The sequence below is a fragment of the Kitasatospora sp. NPDC091335 genome, from assembly GCF_044757205.1.
Classification (GTDB): Bacteria; Actinomycetota; Actinomycetes; order Streptomycetales; family Streptomycetaceae; genus Kitasatospora.
In genome coordinates, this window is record NZ_JBIVUM010000002.1 from 551650 (window position 1) to 570863 (window position 19214).

Annotated in this window: 13 protein-coding genes, 3 tRNA genes and 1 pseudogene; 10 read left to right on the plus strand and 7 right to left on the minus strand. The window is 73.9% G+C overall.

Annotated elements, in window-relative coordinates; all coding sequences use genetic code 11:
- The first annotated feature begins 116 nt into the window (after nt 1-116).
- From ACIQOW_RS07370 to ACIQOW_RS07390, 5 genes and pseudogenes are all read left to right on the plus strand, one after another.
- A complete protein-coding gene (locus tag ACIQOW_RS07370) occupies nt 117-1109 on the plus strand; it encodes an SDR family NAD(P)-dependent oxidoreductase (RefSeq protein WP_401080654.1) in 993 nt (330 codons plus the stop codon).
- 76 nt (nt 1110-1185) lie between these two features.
- A pseudogene (locus ACIQOW_RS07375) lies at nt 1186-1887 on the plus strand (NDP-sugar synthase); the annotation flags it as partial.
- A 125-nt stretch (nt 1888-2012) separates the two neighbouring features.
- A complete protein-coding gene (locus tag ACIQOW_RS07380) occupies nt 2013-2930 on the plus strand; it encodes an NAD-dependent epimerase/dehydratase family protein (protein ID WP_401080657.1) in 918 nt (305 codons plus the stop codon).
- Nucleotides 2927-3622, plus strand: coding sequence for a spherulation-specific family 4 protein (locus ACIQOW_RS07385; protein WP_401080660.1), 696 nt, complete (start codon nt 2927-2929; stop codon nt 3620-3622). The genes ACIQOW_RS07380 and ACIQOW_RS07385 overlap by 4 nt, the downstream gene beginning before the upstream one ends.
- Before the next feature lie 158 nt (nt 3623-3780).
- Nucleotides 3781-4701, plus strand: a complete 921-nt coding sequence (locus ACIQOW_RS07390; RefSeq protein ID WP_401081353.1) for an endo alpha-1,4 polygalactosaminidase — start codon at nt 3781-3783, stop codon at nt 4699-4701.
- Between the two features lie 54 nt (nt 4702-4755).
- Here ACIQOW_RS07390 and ACIQOW_RS07395 read toward each other — a convergent pair whose 3' ends face one another.
- On the minus strand, nt 4756-4956 hold the full coding sequence (locus ACIQOW_RS07395) for a hypothetical protein (protein ID WP_401080663.1): 201 nt from the start codon (nt 4954-4956) through the stop codon (nt 4756-4758).
- Between the two features lie 154 nt (nt 4957-5110).
- Between ACIQOW_RS07395 and ACIQOW_RS07400 the strand changes: the two genes are divergently transcribed.
- The 4 genes from ACIQOW_RS07400 (at nt 5111) to ACIQOW_RS07415 (ending at nt 9942) form a co-directional block, all read left to right on the plus strand.
- On the plus strand, nt 5111-6064 hold the full coding sequence (locus ACIQOW_RS07400; protein WP_401080666.1) for an aldo/keto reductase: 954 nt from the start codon (nt 5111-5113) through the stop codon (nt 6062-6064).
- A 191-nt stretch (nt 6065-6255) separates the two neighbouring features.
- Nucleotides 6256-6660 carry a type VII secretion target gene (locus tag ACIQOW_RS07405; protein ID WP_401080669.1) on the plus strand — a complete coding sequence of 135 codons (405 nt, stop codon included), beginning with the start codon at nt 6256-6258 and terminating at the stop codon, nt 6658-6660.
- A 13-nt stretch (nt 6661-6673) separates the two neighbouring features.
- Entirely contained in the window at nt 6674-8887 is a 2214-nt protein-coding gene (locus ACIQOW_RS07410) for a hypothetical protein (RefSeq protein WP_401080672.1), read from the plus strand.
- Nucleotides 8884-9942, plus strand: coding sequence for a hypothetical protein (locus tag ACIQOW_RS07415; RefSeq protein ID WP_401080675.1), 1059 nt, complete (start codon nt 8884-8886; stop codon nt 9940-9942). Before ACIQOW_RS07410 ends, ACIQOW_RS07415 begins: the two co-directional genes overlap by 4 nt.
- A gap of 57 nt (nt 9943-9999) precedes the next feature.
- Here ACIQOW_RS07415 and ACIQOW_RS07420 read toward each other — a convergent pair whose 3' ends face one another.
- From ACIQOW_RS07420 to ACIQOW_RS07445, 6 genes are all read right to left on the minus strand, one after another.
- Nucleotides 10000-10980, minus strand: a complete 981-nt coding sequence (locus ACIQOW_RS07420) for a C40 family peptidase (protein WP_401080678.1) — start codon at nt 10978-10980, stop codon at nt 10000-10002.
- Nucleotides 10977-12248 carry an SPFH domain-containing protein gene (locus tag ACIQOW_RS07425; RefSeq protein ID WP_401080681.1) on the minus strand — a complete coding sequence of 424 codons (1272 nt, stop codon included), beginning with the start codon at nt 12246-12248 and terminating at the stop codon, nt 10977-10979. The genes ACIQOW_RS07420 and ACIQOW_RS07425 overlap by 4 nt, the downstream gene beginning before the upstream one ends.
- Nucleotides 12249-12442: 194 nt before the next feature.
- A complete protein-coding gene (locus ACIQOW_RS07430) occupies nt 12443-14581 on the minus strand; it encodes an Ig-like domain-containing protein (RefSeq protein WP_401080684.1) in 2139 nt (712 codons plus the stop codon).
- Nucleotides 14582-14944: 363 nt separating this feature from the next.
- Nucleotides 14945-15020 (minus strand) — tRNA-Arg (locus ACIQOW_RS07435).
- A 31-nt stretch (nt 15021-15051) separates the two neighbouring features.
- Nucleotides 15052-15127 (minus strand) — tRNA-Arg (locus tag ACIQOW_RS07440).
- Nucleotides 15128-15355: 228 nt separating this feature from the next.
- Nucleotides 15356-15449: transfer RNA gene (locus ACIQOW_RS07445), tRNA-Ser, on the minus strand.
- A gap of 177 nt (nt 15450-15626) precedes the next feature.
- Here ACIQOW_RS07445 and ACIQOW_RS07450 point away from each other — a divergent pair.
- Nucleotides 15627-19172: a PAS domain-containing protein gene (locus ACIQOW_RS07450; protein WP_401080687.1), complete on the plus strand. Its 3546-nt coding sequence runs from the start codon at nt 15627-15629 to the stop codon at nt 19170-19172.
- Nucleotides 19173-19214 lie beyond the last annotated feature (42 nt).

Sequence of the window (19214 nt, forward strand, 5' to 3'; positions counted from 1 at the left end):
GCCCCGATCCGCGTGCACCGTCGTACCCGCTCCACCTGAGACACCCACCGGGCCACGGCGGCCGGCCACCACAGAGCGTCGGTCCGCCCAGGCAGATCGAGAAAGCGAAAATCCGCATGAGCAGCGTCGCGGTTACCGGAGCCGAGGGCTTCATCGGCTCCCACCTCGTCGAGACCCTGGTCGCCGACGGGCACCACGTCCGCGCGATGGTCCAGTACAACTCGTTCTCGTCCTTCGGCTGGCTGGAGACCCTCTCCGAGGAGGTGCTGGAGTCCGTCGAGATCGTCCTCGGCGACGTCCGGGACCCGGGCTCGGTCAACGGCCTGGTCAAGGGCACCGAGGCGGTCTACCACCTGGCCGCCCTGATCGCGATCCCGTACTCCTACCGCGCTCCCCACTCGTACGTGGACACCAACGTCACCGGCACCCTGAACGTGCTGGAGGCGGTGCGCCACCTGGAGATCCCGCGCATGGTGCACACCTCCACCAGCGAGACCTACGGCACCGCGCAGACCGTGCCGATCACCGAGGACCACCCGATCAACACCCAGTCCCCGTACGCCGCCTCCAAGGCCGGCGGGGACCGGCTGGCCGACAGCTACCACGCCAGCTTCGAGACCCCGGTCGTCACCCTGCGCCCGTTCAACACCTTCGGCCCGCGCCAGTCGATGCGCGCCGTCATCCCGACCGTGATCGCCCAGGTCGCGGCCGGCCAGACCGAGATCACCCTCGGCGACCTGCGCCCGACCCGCGACTTCACCTTCGTCAAGGACACCGCGAACGCCTTCCGCACCGTGGGCACCGCGGACGCCGCGACGGTGGTCGGCCGGACCTTCAACGCCGGTACCGGCGGCGAGATCTCGGTCGGCGACCTGGTCACCCTGACCGGCAAGCTGATGGGCGTGGACCTGGTGGTGAAGGAGGACGAGCAGCGCATCCGTCCGGCCAACTCCGAGGTCATGCGCCTGGTCGCGGACGCCACCCGGCTGCGCGAGGCCACCGGCTGGGCACCGGGCTACAGCCTGGAGCAGGGCCTGGAGCAGACCATCGAGTTCTTCCGCGACCCTGCCAACCTGGCCCGCTACAAGACCGACATCTACAACGTCTGACCCGCCCCGAAACGATCATGCTCGTCCTGGTAACCAAGGTTCGTGTCCTGCACATCCTTTCCGTGGGGGAAACACCATGCACGCAGTGATCCTGGCCGGCGGCAAGGGCGTCCGACTCCGCCCGTACACCACCGCGCTTCCCAAGCCTCTCGTTCCGATCGGCGACCAGCACGCGATCCTGGAGATCGTGATGCGCCAGCTCGCCGCCGCGGGCTTCCAGAGCGTCACCCTGGCCATCGGCCACCTCGGCCACATCATCCGCGCCTACGTCGGCAACGGCTCCCAGTGGGGCCTGCGGGTCGGCTACGCCGTCGAGGACAGCCCGCTCGGCACCATGGGCCCGCTGCTCACCATGCAGGAGCGCCTGCCCGAGCACTTCCTGGTGATGAACGGCGACATCCTGACCGACCTGGACTTCGCCGGGGTGCTCAAGCACCACGAGGCGTCCGGCGCCCCGCTGACCATCGCCACCTACGCCCGTCAGGTCAAGATCGACTTCGGCGTGCTGACCGCCGACGAGGGCCTCATCACCGGCTTCCAGGAGAAGCCCAGCATCGACTACCGCGTCTCGATGGGCGTGTACGGCGTCTCCCGCTCGGCGCTCGCCAGGTACACCCCCGGCCTGCCACTGGGCTTCGACGAACTGGTGCTGGACCTGCTGGCCGCCGGCACCCCGCCCGCCGCCTACGAGTTCGGCGGCTACTGGCTGGACATCGGCCGCCCCGACGACTACGACCGGGCCAACGCCGAGTTCTCCACCATCCGGCCGGTCCTGATGCCCTTCGAGTCCACCGGTGTCACGCCGGGCGTCGCGGAACTGCCGATCCCGGCCGCCCGCACCGCCCCGGACGACGTGGTCGCCGAGCCCACCGCCGTGGGCGCCGAGAGCGACGGACGGGCCGCGTGAGAATTCTGCTCCTCGGCGGCGACGGCTTCCTCGGCCGTCACGCCACCGCCGTCCTGCGGTCACTGCCCGGTGCCACCGTGCTGACCGCGGGTCGACGGCCCGCCCACGACCTCCGGCTGGACCTGGCCACCGCCCAGGCCGGCCCGCTCGGCGAGGAACTGTCCGCGCTGGCCCCCGACGTGGTGGTCAACTTCGCCGGCGCGGTGGCCGGCAGCGCGGTCACCCTCGCCGAGGTGAACGCCCGCGGCCCCGCGGTGCTCTGCGAGGCGCTCTCCCTCGGCGCCCCGAAGACCCGTCTGGTGCACATCGGTTCGGCCGGCGAGTACGGCGTCTGCGCGCCGGGCGAGTCGCTGCCCGAGGACGCCGACGCCCGCCCGGTCGGCGTGTACGGCGCGACCAAGCTGGCCGGCTCCCTCGCGGTGGCCGGCTCGCCGCTGGACGCCGTGGTGCTGCGGGTGTTCAACCCGGTCGGCCCCGGCGCCCCGGCGGGCTCGCTGCCCGGCCGGCTCGCCGCCGAGCTGCGCCGGGTGGCGCCCGAGGGCGCCGACGGCGTGATCACGGTCGGCGACCTCTCCGCCTACCGCGACTTCGTCGACGCCCGGGACGTGGCGGGGGCGGTCGGTCTCGCCGTCACCGCCGACCGTCCGCTCCCCCGGGTGCTCAACCTGGCCTCCGGGCACGCCCGGCAGGTCCGCGCGATCGCCGACGGGCTGGTCGCCGCGACCGGCTTCACCGGCCGGATCGACGAGAGCGGGGCGGGCTCCGAACGCTCGGCCGCGGTCTCCTGGCAGCAGGCCGACGTGTCGGCCGCCGCCCGGGAACTCGGCTGGCAGCCGGAGACGGACCTCGCCGACACCCTGCGCGACCTGTGGCTCGACACCGCGGGGACCACGTCCGACCCGGTGGTCGCATGATCGCCGGGACCACCCCCGACGCCCGCCTGCTGGTGCCGCTGTACGTCCACCCCGCGGTGGACCCGGCGGCCTGGCAGGCGGTCGCCGCCGCCGACCCCGCCCGGATCGCCGCCGTCGTGCTCAACCTCGCCGACGGCCCCGGCGACGTCCCGGACCACGTCTTCACCGAGGCGGCCGACGAACTCCGGGCCGCGGGACTGCCGTTGGTCGGCTACACCGACACCGACTACGGCCGCCGGCCGCACGCGGCCGTGGTGGGCGACATCCTGACGCATCGTCAGCGACACGGCATCACCGGCGTCTACCTCGACCAGGTGCCCACCCACCCGGGCGCGCTGGCGCACTACCGGCGGCTGGCCACGGCCGCCCGCGCGGCCGGCTGCGGCACCGTGGTGTTCGGCCACGGCGAGCACCCGGACCCGGGCTACGCCGAGGTCGGCCTGGCCGACCTGCTGGTCACCTTCGAGGGCGACTGGGAGGCCTACCGCACCATGACGATGCCGCTGTGGACCGCCAGGCACGCGGCCTCCCGCTTCTGCCACCTGATCTACGACGTCCCCACCGAGCACGCCCAGGACGCCGCCGCCCTGATCGCCGCCCGGCGAGCCGGCGTCGGCTGCGCCGTACCGGGAGCCGGGGACAACCCCTGGCGCACCCTGCCGTACGGCCTGAACGCCGCCGAACTGACCTGACCCGATCCCGGAGTCCGACTACCGTGAACCGTCGCAACCGGCTACTTCCGGCCGCCCTGTCGCTCGCCACCGCCACCGCCCTGCTGGTCAGTTCGTGCAGCAGCTCGGGATCGGAGGACGACCAGGACTCGGCCGACGGCACCCCGAGCAACACCCCGGTGGCCACCGCACCGACCACCCCGGGCAGCACCGGTACCCCCGGCACGCCCGACCCGAGCACCGCCCCGGAGACCCCGCCCCCCGCGCCGCCCACCACCCCGGGCACACCCAGCGCCCCCGGCACCCCGGGCCCCGCCCCCGGCACCCCCGGCACTCCCGGTCACACCACGCCGCCGGGAACCGGCACCCCGCCCGGCAACCCCGCACCGCCGCCGGCCGGCACCCGCTGGCAGCCCGCTCCCGGCCTGGCCTGGCAGTGGCAGCTCGGCGGTTCGGTGGACCAGTCGGTGGACGTCCCGGTCTACGACATCGACGGCTTCGAGAACGACGCCTCGGTGGTGGCCGCGCTGCACGCCAAGGGCCGCAAGGTGATCTGCTACATCAACGCCGGCTCCTGGGAGGACTTCCGCCCCGACTCCGCCGCCTTCGCCAAGTCCCTCCAGGGCTCGGACACCGGCTGGAAGGGCGAGAAGTGGTTCGACATCCGCAAGCTCGACCAGCTGAAGCCGCTGATGGCCGCCCGCTTCGACATGTGCAGGAGCAAGGGCTTCGACGCCGTCGAGCCCGACACCATCGAGGCCTACAACCAGAACAGCGGCTTCCCGCTGACGCCCGATGACCAGCTCAGGTACAACCGGATGCTGGCACAGCTCGCCCACGAACGCGGCCTGGCCATCGGTCTGAAGAACGACCTCGACCAGATCCCGGCACTGCTCGCGGACTTCGACTTCGCGGTCAACGAGGAGTGCGCGCAGTTCGACGAGTGCGACCGGGTCGCGCCCTTCGTCAAGGCGGGCAAGGCGGTCTTCCACGTCGAGTACAAGCTCGGCACGGACCAGTTCTGCACCAAGGCCAAGTCGCTGGGCTTCAGTTCGATGCAGAAGAAGCTCGAACTGAACGCCTGGCGCAAGCCCTGCTGAGGCCTCCCGCTCCCGTCACGCGGGTGACCCGGACCAGGGTCACCCGCGCGAGGGTCACTTGACCGCCAGCCAGATGACGGCGCCGAGCGCCACCAGCACGCCGACGGCGACCAGCGCGATCACGCCGGTGCGACTGCCGCTCTTGCTGCTGCCGTAGGTGGAAACGTTGCCCGGCGCCTGCGGGGCCGGAGTCTCGTCGACGAACGCCCGGAACATCTGGGTGCTGCCGGCGGGGTCGTAGTCGTTGTCAGCCATGGCACGGACTCTAACGAACCGGCCCACCTCAGGCACACCCCGGACCCCCGTCACGCGGGCCACACCACTCCCACGTGCGACGGTGGTATGACAGCATCGTCAAGACCGCGCCGTTCCCGGAATGCCGGGCCGCACAATGCGGTTGACTGCGATCATGACCGGAAACCACAGCCGGGTGAGCCTCGGCACCTCCGACCTGTCCGTCTTCCCGCTCTCCCTCGGCGGCAACGTCTTCGGCTGGACAGCCGACGAACAGCAGTCCTTCGCCGTCCTGGACGCCTACGCGGCGGCCGGCGGCAACTTCGTCGACACCGCCGACGTCTACTCCTCCTGGGCCCCGGGCAACACCGGAGGCGAGTCCGAGACCGTCCTCGGCAACTGGCTGCGCAGCCGCGGCAACCGCGAGGACGTCGTGATCGCCACCAAGGTCGGCATGCACGCCGACCGGAGCGGTCTGGGCGCGGCCACCATCAAGGCCGCGGCCGAGGACTCGCTGCGCCGCCTGGGCGTCGAGCGGATCGACCTCTACTACACCCACCGGGACGACGACACCCCGGTCGAGGAGTTCGTCACCGCGCTGGACGAGCTGGTCCGCGCGGGCAAGGTCCGGGCGGTCGCCGCCTCCAACATCTCCGCCGAGCGGCTCGCCGAGTCGCTGGCCTTCGCCGAGCGCGAGGGCCTGGCGAAGTACGTCGCCGTCCAGCCGCACTACAACCTGGTCTCCCGCGACACCTTCGAGGGCCCGCTGGCCGACGTGGTGGCCGAGCACGGCCTGGCCACCGTCCCGTACTACGCGCTCGCCTCCGGCTTCCTGACCGGCAAGTACCGTCCGGGCGGCGCGGGCGTGGACAGCGCCCGCGCCGAGGGCGCCGCCCGCTACCTGGCCGAGCCGCGCGGCCCCAGGGTGCTGGAGGCGCTGGACACCGTGGCCGCCGAGCACGGGGTGGAGCTCGCCGCCGTCGCCCTGGCCTGGCTCACCGCCCGTCCGACGGTCGCCGCCCCGATCGCCAGCGCCCGCACCGTCGAGCAGCTCCCGCCGCTGCTGGCCGGCGCCGCCCTGGAGCTCACCCCGGAGCAGACCGCACTGCTGGACGCCGCCTCCGCCTGAGCCCGCCCGGCTCCACGCCGGACCCTCGCAGGCCGCGAACAGCGCCCCACCCGGGGCGCGGTTCGCGGCCTGTCGCGCTTCCGGCGGCGGCAACGCGCCTGGGAACCATCAGACCCGATGGAAAGTCATATTTACGAATTACCGTGAACGCATCAAGACTTCACTCAAGACGAGGCGATACGGGGGACGCTTTGACCGACAATCCCGCCTGGGACGGTCTGTTCGACGACGAGGACCGGAAGAAGTACGCGAGCCTGCGGCTCAACTCCGCCGGCGGCGGTGGCGGCACCGGCGGTGGCGGCAAGGTGACCGTCACCCCCGCCGACCTGAAGGCGCGGGCCGGCACCGTCGACGAGATCAAGGGCAACTTCCACACCGTCGACGACACCGCCCAGGAGAAGACCACCAGCGCGTACGCCGCGCTGACCAGTTGGCAGACCGGCCCCGAGCTGCGCAACCGCTCCATCCGCTGGGACAACCAGGTGGCCACCCTCGGCAACCTCCTCTACGACCTCGCCCAGCGCCTGCGGAAGACCGCAGACCAGTACACGGCCGCCGAGAACACCAACAAGCAGAACCTGTCCGGCGGGAACTGAGGGGGCCACCACCGTGCTGAGCTACGAGATCGTCCGCAACGCCAAGACCGAGCCGCTGCACGCGGCAGCCGAGGAGTGGAAGACCCTCCAGTCCCGCTACACCGGCCTGAAGGACCGGCTGGCCAACGACGTCGCCGACAAGCTGGCCGCCGGATGGGAGGGCGAGGCCGCCACCCAGGCCCGCGCGCAGATCCAGAAGGCCGCCGAGCAGATCGACGCCGCCGGCAAGGAATCCGCCGACATCAGCGGACTGCTCGCCGACGCCGCCCAGCAGTTCGCCGCCGCCCAGACCCGGCTGAAGAAGATCGCCGACGAGGACGGCCCGGCCAACCACCTCCAGGTGGACGGCACCGGCAGGGTCACCGACGTCCATCCGCTGCTGAAGGACAAGTCCGCCCAGACGGACCCGGACTACGAGCGGGTCTTCCTGCCGCAGCGCAAGCGCGCGGTGGAGGACCTGGTCCACAGCCTCGAAGCGGCGCTCCAGCAGGCCGCCGACGCGGACCAGGCCGCTGCCTGGGCGCTGCGCTCGGACCCGAACGGCGCGAACGACTACTCGTTCAACGCCAACGGCTACCACACCCTCAAGGACGCCACCGAAGCCCGCAAGGATCTGTCCGACGCACTCGCCCTGGCCGGCAAGGGCGGCGGCAACCTCTCGGTGGAGGAGCTGACCAAGCTCAACGCCCTGCTGGAGAAGCGCAGGAACGACCCGGCGTTCGCCGAGCAGTTCGCCACCACGCTCGGCCCGCGCGGCACCCTGGAGTTCTGGCGCGACGCCAACGACCCGGGCAAGTTCGGGGCGTACAGCAAGGAACGCAACGAGGCCGTGAAGAAGCTCCAGGCCTCGCTGGGCGCGACCCTGGGCACCGCCACCCAGAGCCACTCCAAGCCCATGCAGGACTGGGAGGACGAGATGCTCAAGCTCGGCCCCCAGGTTCTCAGCCACCCGGGCGGCGGCCCGACGCCGCGGGGCTACCAGCTGATGAGCAGCCTGATGCGCTCCGGCACCTACGACACCGACTTCCTCGACTCCTACGGCGACGGCCTGCTCAAGTTCGAACGCGCCGCCAAGACCGACCCGCAGCTCATCTGGGCGCCCGACTCGACCCAGCCGAGCTGGGACCACCTCGGCGACGGGCGAGGCGGAGACGCGGTGACCGGCTTCATGGAGTCGCTCAGCCACAACCCGCAGGCCTCCACCCGCTTCCTGGACCCGGGCGACCCCCGGACCAACGACCACCTCAAGTACCTGCTGGACGAGCGCCGCTGGCCCGATGAGATGGGCCGCGACGGCACGCACGTCCAGGGCCGGCACTCGCTCGGCCTGGCCATCGAGGCCGCCACCACCGGCGACCTCCCCGGCCAGGAGGACGCCGTCCGGCACCACACCGAGGCCCAAGCCCGGGTCATGCGCGACACCGTCAACATGCTGGACGGCGGCATCGGCAACGAGAAGCTCCCGGACGGCATGCGGCGCCCGATCGCCAACGCGCTGGCCGACTACGCCTCCGACACCCACGACATCCTCTCCGGCACCAACCGCGCCGCCAAGGACCATGCGGGCGAGGGCGCCAGCGGCGTCTGGATCGACCCGGTCACCGGAGAGACCAGGATGGCCACCGACAAGGGTTCCCTGATCCGGGTCCTGCGCGGCATCGCCGACGACCCCGAGTCCCACCACATCGTCCAGCAGGCCGAGATGGTGCACGTCGCCCAGCAGCTCGCCGAACTCCCGCCGAACGTGGGCGAGAAGGAGTGGAAGGGCGTGATGGCCAACTCCTCGGTCGCCCTCGGCGTCTACGACGCCGTCCAGGCCGACGCCATCCTCGACAAGCGCGACGACGACACCAAGGTCGAGGCCTGGCGGGCCAAGGGCATGTACCAGGGCATCGGCACCCCGCTGAAGCTGGTCCCGGTCCCCGGTGTGGCAGACATGGCACAGAGTCTGCTCGGCAGCGGGATCATGGGGTGGCAGATGAGTGCCACCGAGGAGATCAACGCGGCCGCGGCCGGCAAGATCGAGGCGAACACCCTCACCGGCGCCAACGGCCGCAGCGGACACGAGGGGATCAGTGCCATGGTCGAGAGGTGGCAGCAACAGCGGGCCGGCCTCAACCCGGACTCCCCCGCCGTCGACTGGGACGAGCAGCAGATGCGGACGATCTACAACACGGGTCGCAGCGACGCCGCCTCCGCCCTCGGCCGTGGGGGCGAGAACAAGTGACGCCCGAGTCCGCGGGCCCGCGCGCGGCACGTCGGCGGTGGCGGCTTCCGGTCGCCGCCGGCGTCGGGCTGGCCCTCGCCGCCGGCGCCGTGTTCTACCTGGGTGGCGGGTACGACCGCCGGCAGGACGGCCGCTCGCTGACCGGGCTCTGCCACGGCAGCGTGGACACCGCCGAGGTCAAGACCCTGCTCGGGGTGGACCGAGCGCGGGGCGAGGACGCCGAGGCGCCCGAGGGCCTGGCCGCCTGCTCCGTGGTCAACGCCGGGAAGCCCTCCGGCGGTTTCCTGAACGTCCGGGTCGGCCGGGCCCCCGAAGAGGTCGGCAGGGCCCTGCACGACCTCCAGCGGTACCGTCCGAACCTCGCCACCACCATGGTGATGCCGTTGGGCCACGGCCGCCGGGGAGTTCTGGACCTCGAAGGCCGGGACCGCGCGACCGCCGTACTCCCGCTGGACTGCCCCGCTCCGAACACGGCGGGCCTGCTGGTCACTGTCGAGGCCGTCCCCGCCAACGGCGGGTACGTCCGCGACGACCCGGCCCAGCGGGCCCGGTTCGCCCGCGTCGCCGCCCGCGCCGCGGAGGGCGCAGCCCGGGTCTGGGGCTGCACCGCGCCCTCCGGACCGGAGATCGCCGAAGTCCCGGCGGACACCCGGTACGTCAAGGTCCCGGACGGCGCGGCAAGCGGCACCTGCGCCGGACTGCCCGGCGTCACCGTCGAGTCACCCGCGGACCCGAACGCTCCGATCGAGGACTGCTTCCTGTACGCCGGCCAGGACACCCCGCGCTTCCGCCTCGGGGCGTACTACCCGCCGTTCGCGGCTCTCCTCCCGGCGGTCGCCGACTACCCGGTCACCGGCCCGGCCGGCGACAAGGGCGGCCTGGCCTGGGCCGCCGCCGCCTGCCCCGGTGGCGCCACCGCCCTCTTCACGGTGGACACCGTGTTCGACGGGGACCGGACCGGCGCGCCCGACCCGGCCCTGGAGAAGGCCGCCCTGCGCGGCTTCGCCACCCGCTCCGCCCAGCGCCACGGCTGCTCGGCCCCGCAGCTGCCCTGAACGCGGTCCGGGCCCCCGACAGCGCGGCGCTGTCGGGGGCCCGTCACGGCTGCGGGACTACGGCCGCCCGAAGTGGGTCGGGTAGTAGCCCTGGCTGAGGGTCGAGACCCGGACGGTCGTGCCCGGCCGCGGCGCCTCCACGAACTTGCCGCCGCCCAGGTAGATCCCCACGTGGTGGATCCCCGAGGCCCGGCCGCTGTCGGACCAGAACACCAGGTCGCCGCGGCGCAGCTGCCCGGAGCTGATCGGCGTGGTCGCCGCGTACTGGTCGTCGGCCACCCGCGGCAGGCTGATCCCCGCACGCCGGTAGGCCTGCTGGACCAGCCCCGAGCAGTCGTACCCGGACGGGCCGTTGCCTCCCCAGACGTACGGCTTGCCCAGCTGGGCGAGCGCGTAGTCGATGGCCGACTCCATGCTCCCGGAGGCCGGCGCCGGATTCGTGGCGGGACGGTTCGCGGGCTGCGCGGGAGCCGGGGCCGAACCGCCGCCGGACTGCCCGGTGCGGCTCGCGTAGACGTCGTAGTGGCTGGTCCACCGCCACTCGCCGGAGCCGTTCTTGAACCAGTACTTGGAACCGTCCCACCCCTGGCGCATCCCGGAGGAGGAGGCCGAACCGTTGGAGACGGGCTGGGCGCCGGAGCCGGCCGAGCCGCCGGACTGCCCGGTGCGGCTCGCGTAGACGTCCTGGTGGCTGGTCCACCGCCACTCGCCGGAGCCGTTCTTGAACCAGTACTTGGAACCGTCCCACCCCTGCTTCCCGGCCGCGGCCTGGGCGGATCCGGCACCGGCCGTCAGGCCGACGACGCCGGCACCCGCCAGCACGGTGGTGGCCAGGCAGGTGCTCCGCACGGCCCGGTGTATTCGGCTGCCGCCGACCGCCGTCGCGGAGCGGGCGGTGCGCGGCCTGGCGGCGCAGTTCGGGCAGCCGCAGCCCGCGACCGCGGGGATGCTGCCGAGGCGCTCCTCGAAGCCGATCAGACCGGGATCAGCGTCGGAGCCGGTACCGGCTCCGACGTACGCGCCGGTGGCTATCCTCATGCGGGTCGTCCTTCCTTCCGTCCGGCACGGCTGGCCGGGGGCGGTACCGAGGCGGCCACTCCGGCCGGGGCGACGAAGGCGACCAGCAGCTGTTCCATCAGCGCGCTGCGGGCGGCCTCGTCCAGTTCGTGCGCGGTCGCCCGCTCCAGCCGGCGGACGGCGAGCGCCGCCGCCTCCACCGCGTCGTCCACCAGCACCGTCCGCAGGCCAGCGTCCAGGTCGGCCAGTCGGCGCCGGCGCATCGACTCGGCCACCTCGGGCGCGTAGTCCAGGGCCAGCGGCTGCACCGAGTAGACCTCCAGCCCGGCCGGGGCGGCCTCGGCCGCCAGCGCCCTGGTCATCTCGTCGGCGAACCACTGGCCGTCGCGCAGCGCGGGGCCGGGCGCCGCGTTGCTGTCGCAGGGCAGGGTGGACGCGGTGCGGGTGACCACCGCCTGGACCTGCTCGCGCAGGTAGCTCTCGTGGTCCTCGATCGCCAGCAGCGCCCGGGCGGTGTCCTTGACCCGCCAGACGATCAGCAGCCGGACCACGATCGGCGTGCCGGTGCGGTCCACCACCTTGACCGGCTCGCTGCGCCAGTGCCGCAGCCGGACGTCCACCCGGCGGCGGCGCAGCAGCGGGTTGACCCAGACCAGGCCGGTCCGGCGGACGGTGCCCCGGTAGCGGCCCCAGCGGGTCAGCACCCGGGTCTCGCCGCCCGCGTTGGCCAGCAGCCCGGCGAGCGTGAACACCACCAGCAGGCCGGCCGTGGCCGCCGCGGCGATGGACCGGGCGTCCACCTCCACCCGGCCGCTCTCCTTCACGGCGCTGCCGCGCAGGTCGGGCAGCACGTCCCAGTACGGGATCACGCCGGTGCGCAGCAGCACGAACAGCACCCCGGCCACGCCGATCAGCACCGCGAGCAGGGCGATCCAGCCGGGCAGCGAGGTGGCGCGGTGCTCGCGCACCGCCTGGTCGGCGCGCGGCGGGCGCCGGGAGGTGGTGGCGGTCGGCACCCCGGCAGCGGTCTCCAGGAGTTCGACGGTCTCCGGGGCGGCCGTCTCCAGCGGGTCGCGCAGGTCCGCGGAACCGGCCGGCGAGGGACTCGGGACGACGGCCAGCGGGGTGGTCGCCGGGCCGCTGTCGGCAGGGCCGCCCGCCTTGACGGTCTTGACGGCCGTGGTCCTGGCCAGCGGGCTGGCGCCGGAGGCGGAACGTTCCGGCAGTGCCGGGGGGAGCGCCTTGGGCAGATTGTCGGGTCGCTGCGAAGAATCGCGGGTGACGTCCATGCACGGGTCCTCTGGGTCGGTGTGTCGCGCAACGGGCGGCCCGGATCTGACGGGCAGTGCCAGGGTTAGGCTAAGTTCATACGTCATCAAATGCGACATTTGAGTAGAGGTGTGTCGACATTTACTGACGAATCATCCAAAGCCGACCTGACGCGCAGGCACATGAACGGATGGTCGGGACGGTTCGGCGCGGGTCAGCGCCGAGAAGCACCGGTCCGGTGGGAGAACACCCGACGGGTGATCAGGCCGAGACCGGTGAGCACCAGCAGGACTCCGGCGAGTCCACCGCGCCAGCCGGACTGGGCGGGCCTGCCGGACGCACCCTGCCCGGGCTCCGTCGACGGCGCGGCCGGCGGGGCGGCCGGCGGCCGGCTCGCGCCCCCGGCCGGCTCGTCGGACCCGGTCGGGTCGGCGGGTCCGGCCGCCGAGGGCGCGGACTTCACCGCGGCGACGGCCGTCGGCGAGGCGGCGAGGCCGGGGGCCCTGAGCGGAGAGGCGGAGGCGACGGTCGAAGGAGTCGGGACGACGGGCCTGGCGGAAGCGGGGAGCCCGGCGACCGCCGCCGAGGCCGACGAAGTCGCCGAGGTCACCGGGGCCGCCGCGCTCGGGGTCGCCTTCGCGGGACCCGACGGCTTCGCCGACGGACCGGAGGACGCCGGGCCCGACTGCGTCGGACCCACCGTCACCGGCCGGGCACCCAGCGGCGGAACGACGATCGGCACCACCGCGAAGGACGGGCTCGGCGAGGCCGCGGCCGCCGGAACCGGCGCGCTCGGGCTGGGCCTGGCGGGGCTCGGCTCGGTGGGGCTCGGCCGGACCTGGTTCGACGGAACCACCGCCGAGGACGGACCGGATGCCACCGGAGCACCGGGCCTGGCCGAACCCGGCCCGGTCGGGCTCGCCGTCGCCGGACTCGGCGTCGCCCCCCGACTCGGCACCGCCGTCGTGGGCACCGCCCCCGTAGGCACCGCCGCCACCCCGGCGACCCGCACCGGCACCGGATCCGCCGAAGTCCCGTTCCCCGCCCGGTCGGTCGCCGTGACGATCAGCCACTGCTCCCCGTCCACCAGGTCCCGGTTGGCCGTGCAGGTCCAGCTCCCGTCGAGCGCCGCCGTCGCCCCGCACAGCACCGTCCGCCGCTCCGGCTCCGTACCCGCACCGGCCTGCACCGTGACCAGCACGTCCGAGCCCGGCGCCGCCCGTCCGGCGAGCCTGGGGCGGATGACCCGCACCGTCTCCCCCGAGGCCGGCGAGGTGAGCACCGGCCGGTCCGGCAGGGCGGTGTCGACGACCAGCGCGACCGGCTGCCCGGCCGTCCGGTTGCCCGCCGGGTCGACCGCGACCGGGGTGAGCAGGTGCTTCCCGTCCGTCAGGTTCTCGACGGGCAGGCAGGACCAGCGGCCGTCCGCCGGCACCCCCGTGATGCACAGCTCGTCCGCCGAGCCCTGGTCGACGACCGAGACGGTGCTGCCCGCCTCGCCGGTGCCGGTGAGCCGGAGCCCCGGGTCGTTGGTGTACCCGGCGATGGAGAGCGTGGGGGCGACGGGCGGCGCGGTCCTCACGGTGACCCTGACCGGCTCGCCGCGCAGCACCACGCCACCGCGGGTGGTCTCCACCGGGGTGAGGACGTGCGGCCCGGCGGCCAGCGCCGTGCCGGGGCGGCAGGACCAGCCGCCGCCGCGCTCGACCTCGGCCGTGCAGAGCGCGGTGTCGCCCTCCCTGACCTCCACACCGGCGCCGGGCAGGGCGCCGCCGCCGCTGATCCGCGGCCCGTCGTCGGAGAGGACGGCGCCGTCGAGCGGCTCGGCGATCTCCGGCCGGGCGGCGCCGACGGTCAGCTCGACCTGCTGGTCGATGACCTCCCCGGAGTCGGCGAAGCCGCCGGAGGTGACGAGCTGTCCGGCGTCGCGGCCGATCCGCAGCCGGGCCCAGGTCACGCCGGAGACCGCACCGGGCGGGACGGTCCACTCCAGGGTGGCGGTGTCGGCGCCGGGCCGGATCTCGGTCTGCACCCGCTCGGCGGGGTCGAACCGTCCGGTGTGGCCGAAGTCGATCCAGCCGGCCAGGGTCGCGGGCCGGTCACCGACCGCGACCGGGACGGTGAGCCGGTAGTAGCGGCCGATCGCGGCCTCGGTGGGGAAGCCGATCGCCGGGTCGGCGCCCAGGAGGAGGTCGGAGACCAGGTGCGAGGCGTTGCCGTAGTCCTGCCGGTGCTCCGCGGACCAGGTGTCAGGGAACTGCCGGGCCACCGCGAGCGGGGCGTTCCAACCGGTCAGCAGCCCGGTCGCGAGGACGGCCAGGGCCGTGGCCGTGCGGGGAAACTGTCGGCTCATCCGGCTCTCCTTCGCGATCGCTGCCGGGGTGGTGGGCAGTCTGCACAAGATCGGACAAAAAGGAATCACGATCCTGGGCCGGTCATACTGCGACACCTGCGCCTTTGGCCGTGTCCCACCCGTTCGGCGGTCATTGGGGCGGCAGGACGGGATGTACCCGAAACGGCTGCATTTCATCCATTAGGCGGCAATCGACACCACCCGAACGGACGCGGGAACGGGACTTCAGGACCCATCCGGCAGACCCCGGCATCCTGGACCCGACCATTCACCGGAACCCTGTGTTCGATTCCGCGGAGACGCTTCCGGCGGGGCCCGGCGGGAACGAAAGAAGCCCCCGGCCGATGGCCGGGGGCTTCTTGCTGGTGCGCTCAGCAGGATTCGAACCTGCAACCTCTTGATCCGTAGTCAAGTGCTCTATCCGTTGAGCTATGAGCGCAAGGAACGGGCGAACCCGATCTTGCGGAGTTTGGTGCGCTCAGCAGGATTCGAACCTGCAACCTCTTGATCCGTAGTCAAGTGCTCTATCCGTTGAGCTATGAGCGCTCGCCCTGGTGAACGTTGCCTCCGGGGCGTTGCGGGGACAACATTACATGACCTGCGGCGCAGGGCGAAATCGGTTGTTCCGGGCCCCTGCCGGCCCCGCCGGAGCCCGTTCGACCCCGCGCCGCCACGACCAGGCCACCGCCCCGGACCTGCCCCGTTCCCGTCCCGAACCCGCACCGGGAACGCGAAGAGCCCCCGCCGACGAGATCGTCGACGGGGGCTCCCGACTGGCGGAGGCTGAGGGATTTGAACCCTCGATCAGGAATAACCCCGAAACCGCATTAGCAGTGCGGCGCCATAGACCGGACTAGGCGAAGCCTCCCCACACGGACCGTACCCGCGCGAGCGGACTCGTTCCGTGTGCCAGTGATGATGCCATAACCCTGGGGCTCGGCACCAACCGCTGCCAACGTTACTAGGCGGGTCGTCCCCGCCGCAAAGAAGAATGAGATACTGCCGTCTCCGGAGGAGCTGCCCCGAGCCGAGGAGACCTGTCGACGTGAGCAGCAGGCCGATCCGAGGCGCTGCTCGCCTCGCCGCCATACTCGACGCCCTGCCCGACGCGTTGCTGCTGGTGAACAGCAACGGCACCGTCGTGGACGCCAACAGCGCGGCGGTCCAGGCATTGCAGGCACCGGGCACCTCACTGGTCGGCATGGGCGTGCTGGGCCTGCTGCCCGAGTTCGACCCCAGCCGCATCCCCGGCTCGATGCGCCCGGCCACCCGCGACGGCGACGCCCCCGACCGTCCGGTCCGGATGACCGCCCACCGCACCGACGGCACCACCTTCCCGGTCGAGGTCTCCGGCAACGACTTCGCCGACGACGGCGACGGCCGCGGCTACGCGCGCTCCCCGTACGACTCGTACCGGGAGAACTCGCCCTCCTCCTCCGACCTGCTCCTGCTGCTGGTCCGCGACCTCTCCGGCCGGCTCGGCGTCGAGGCCGAGCTGCGCCGCCAGCACAAGCAGACCGAGATGATCCTGCGCGCCGCCGCCGAGGGCGTGCTCGGCGTGGACCTCGAAGGCCGCTGCGTGCTGGTCAACCCGGCCGCGGCGCACATCCTGGAGTACCGGGCGAGCGAGCTGGGCGGGCGCGAGCTGCACCCGCTGATCCAGCACTCCAGGGCCGACGGCACCCCGCTGGCGCTGGAGGAGTCCGCGCTGCTGGACACCCTGACCTCCGGGCGCAAGCACCGGGTGCGCGGCACCGTGCTGTGGCGCAAGGACGGCCGGCCGGTGACCGTCGACCTCACCACCGCCCCGGTCCGGGACGGCGACCAGCTGGTCGGCGCGGTGATGACCTTCACCGACCGCAGCCGCGAACTCGCCCTGGTCGCCCGCAACGAGCACCTCACCGCCGTCCTGGAGAGCGAGCTGGGCGGCGCCCTGAACGCGCTGAACCAGCGGCTCGACGCGCTCGCCGCCGACCCGGCCGGCCAGCTCTGGCCGGAGGCCAACTGGACGCTGCGCCGGCTGGCCGCCGAGTGCCGCCGGTTCGGGAAGCTGATCGACGGAGTCCTCGACCACCAGCGCTGCGAGGCCGGCGAGAGCGGCGGCGGCGAGGCCAGGGACGGCGTCGGGGAGAGCGCGAAGGACGGCAAGGAGCCCAAGGCCGGCAAGGACGGCAAGGGCGGGCGGAAGACCGCGCCCCGGGTGCCGGTGGGCCTGGACAAGGTGGTCCGCCGGGCCGTCGAGGAGGCCGGCGAACTGGTCGGCCCCGGCCGGGTCCGGTTCTCGGTGCACGCCGCCGCGGTCGAGGTGATCGCCGACGAGCGGCGGCTGGCCCAGGCGCTGGCCCACCTGGTCGCCGACGTCAGCGGCATCGGGCTGGCGCTGGACGCCCCCGTCCCCCTCTCCCCCGGTCTGGCCGTGCCCGGGCTGAACGGCGCCGCCGCGCCCGCGCTGCCGCCCGCCCCCGAACCGCCGACCGTCGTGCTGGCCGCCGCCCAGCGCGGCGAGGTCGCCCGGGTCGAGATCCGCGGCCCCGGCGTCGGCGGCAGCCCCGTCCACCTTCCGATAGCCAGCGCGGTGGTCGAGCGCCACGGCGGCGTGCTCCAGCCGCACGAGCTGCCCGGCAAGGCCGGCACCACGTACGTCGTCGAGCTGCCGCTGGACCCGGTCGCCGCGAAGGCCGCCGCCGAACGCGCCTCCGCCGAGGGCCGCTCCGACCGCCCCAAGGAGAGCGACAGCGCCGTCCTGCCCGAGCTCCCCGGCATCCCGCAGCTGCCCAGCAGCGGTGAGCCCGCCGAGCCCGAGGCGGCCGGCGAGCAGCCTGGACCGGAGAGCGCCGAGGCGGAGCGGGCGCCCGCCGAGGAGCCCCCGGCCGAGCGGCGCGGCCGCCGCGGCCGGCCGAGCACCGAGACCCCGGCGCCCGGAACTCCCGCCGGCGCCGTCGCCCCCGCCACTCCTGGCACCGCCGGGACACCCGGCACCCCCGACATTCCGGCCGACCAGTGGCCGAACGCCCCCGCCCGGGTCGAGCGGGCCGTCCCCGAGCAGTGGAACGGCACCGGCAACGACCCCGCGTACGGCCGCCAGGGCCTGGCCGGTCCCGACGGCGCGCAGAGCGACCCGTGGGGCAAGGACGACGGCCGCTCCGGCCCCGCGTACGCCGTGCCCGTCGAGGGCGACCGGGCGGCGCAGCCGAGCCGGCCCGGCGGGCGCGAGCCGCTCGCACTCGGCCCGGCCCCGGCGCACCCCGCCACGGACGGCACCCCGCCGGGCGGCACCCCGGTCACCGAGGCCGACCAGTCCGCCCAGGCCGCTCAGGAGCAGGCGCACGGCGAGACCAAGCACCGGCGCCGCCGCGCGCTGCCCCCGGCCGAGGAGTCCTCCGGCGGCCCCGCCCTGCCCGGGGCCGCCGACGCCCCGGTCTACCCGGGGCTGGAGCACGCCCTGCCGGCCGGTCCCACGCCCGCGCTGCCCGAACCGGCCACCGCCACCGCGCCGACCGGGCGCCGCCGCCGGCTGGCCGTCCCGCCGGGGCCGGGGCCCGACGCACTGGTGAACGCCTCCGGACCGGCCGGCCAGGCCGATCGGACGGAGCCCGCCTCCCCCGGCACCGCGCTGGTGCCCGCCCGGGCCGCGCTGCCCGCCGCAGAGGAGCCGTCGGGGCCGCACCCGGTCGGCACCGGCCTCGGCGAACTCGCCCCGCCGCGCCAGCTCGGCCCCGCGCCGCTGCCCGCGGCCGCGCCGCAGCCGCCCGTCCCGGCCGACGCCGGGCGGACCGCACCGCGCCCGATGGCCGAACTCCCGGCCGCCGAGGAGCGGCCCGCCGCCGAACAGCCGTCGGCCCCGTCCGGCGAACTGGCCAACACCCGGCGGCTGCTGGTCTGGCCCGAGCCCGACCCGGCCACCAAGCAGGCCCTCCAGTCGCGCGGCTACCTCCCGGTCATCGTCCGCTCCCGTGAGGAGGTGGACGCCCAGGCCGCCGGCTTCCCCGCCGCCCTCTTCGTCGACCCGCTGACCGGCCCGATCACCCGCACCGCGCTCCAGTCGCTGCGCACCGCGGCGCTCAACCGGCGCGTCCCCGTCCTGGTCACCGCAGGCCTCGGCCAGGCCACCAGGGACGCCGCGTACGGGGCCGACCCGGCCGTCCTGCTGCGCGCCCTCGCCCCGCGCGACGGCGAGCACCACGCCCCGCGGGTGCTGCTGGTCGAGGGCGACCCCGACATCGCCGCCGCCATGATCAGCAGCCTGGAGCGGCGCGGCATGCACGTCGAGCACGCGGTGGACGAGAACGACGCGGTGGCCAGGGCCAGCAGCGTGCAGCCCAACCTGGTGGTGATGGACCTGCTGCAGATCCGCCGCCGCAGGGTCGGCCTGCTGGACTGGCTGCGCGCCAACGACCGGCTGCACCGCACCCCGCTGGTGGTCTACACCTCGGTGGACCTCGACCCGCGCGAACTGCCCCGGCTGCGCACCGGCGAGACGGTGCTGTTCCTCGCCGAGCGCTCGACCAGCGAGGACGTCCAGTCCCGGATCGTCGACCTGCTCGGGCGGATCGGCGCGATGGGCGAGGCGGGCGTCGCCGCCGCGGGCTGACCCCCGGGTACGCCGAAGGGCCGGCCGCCCCCGTACGTACGG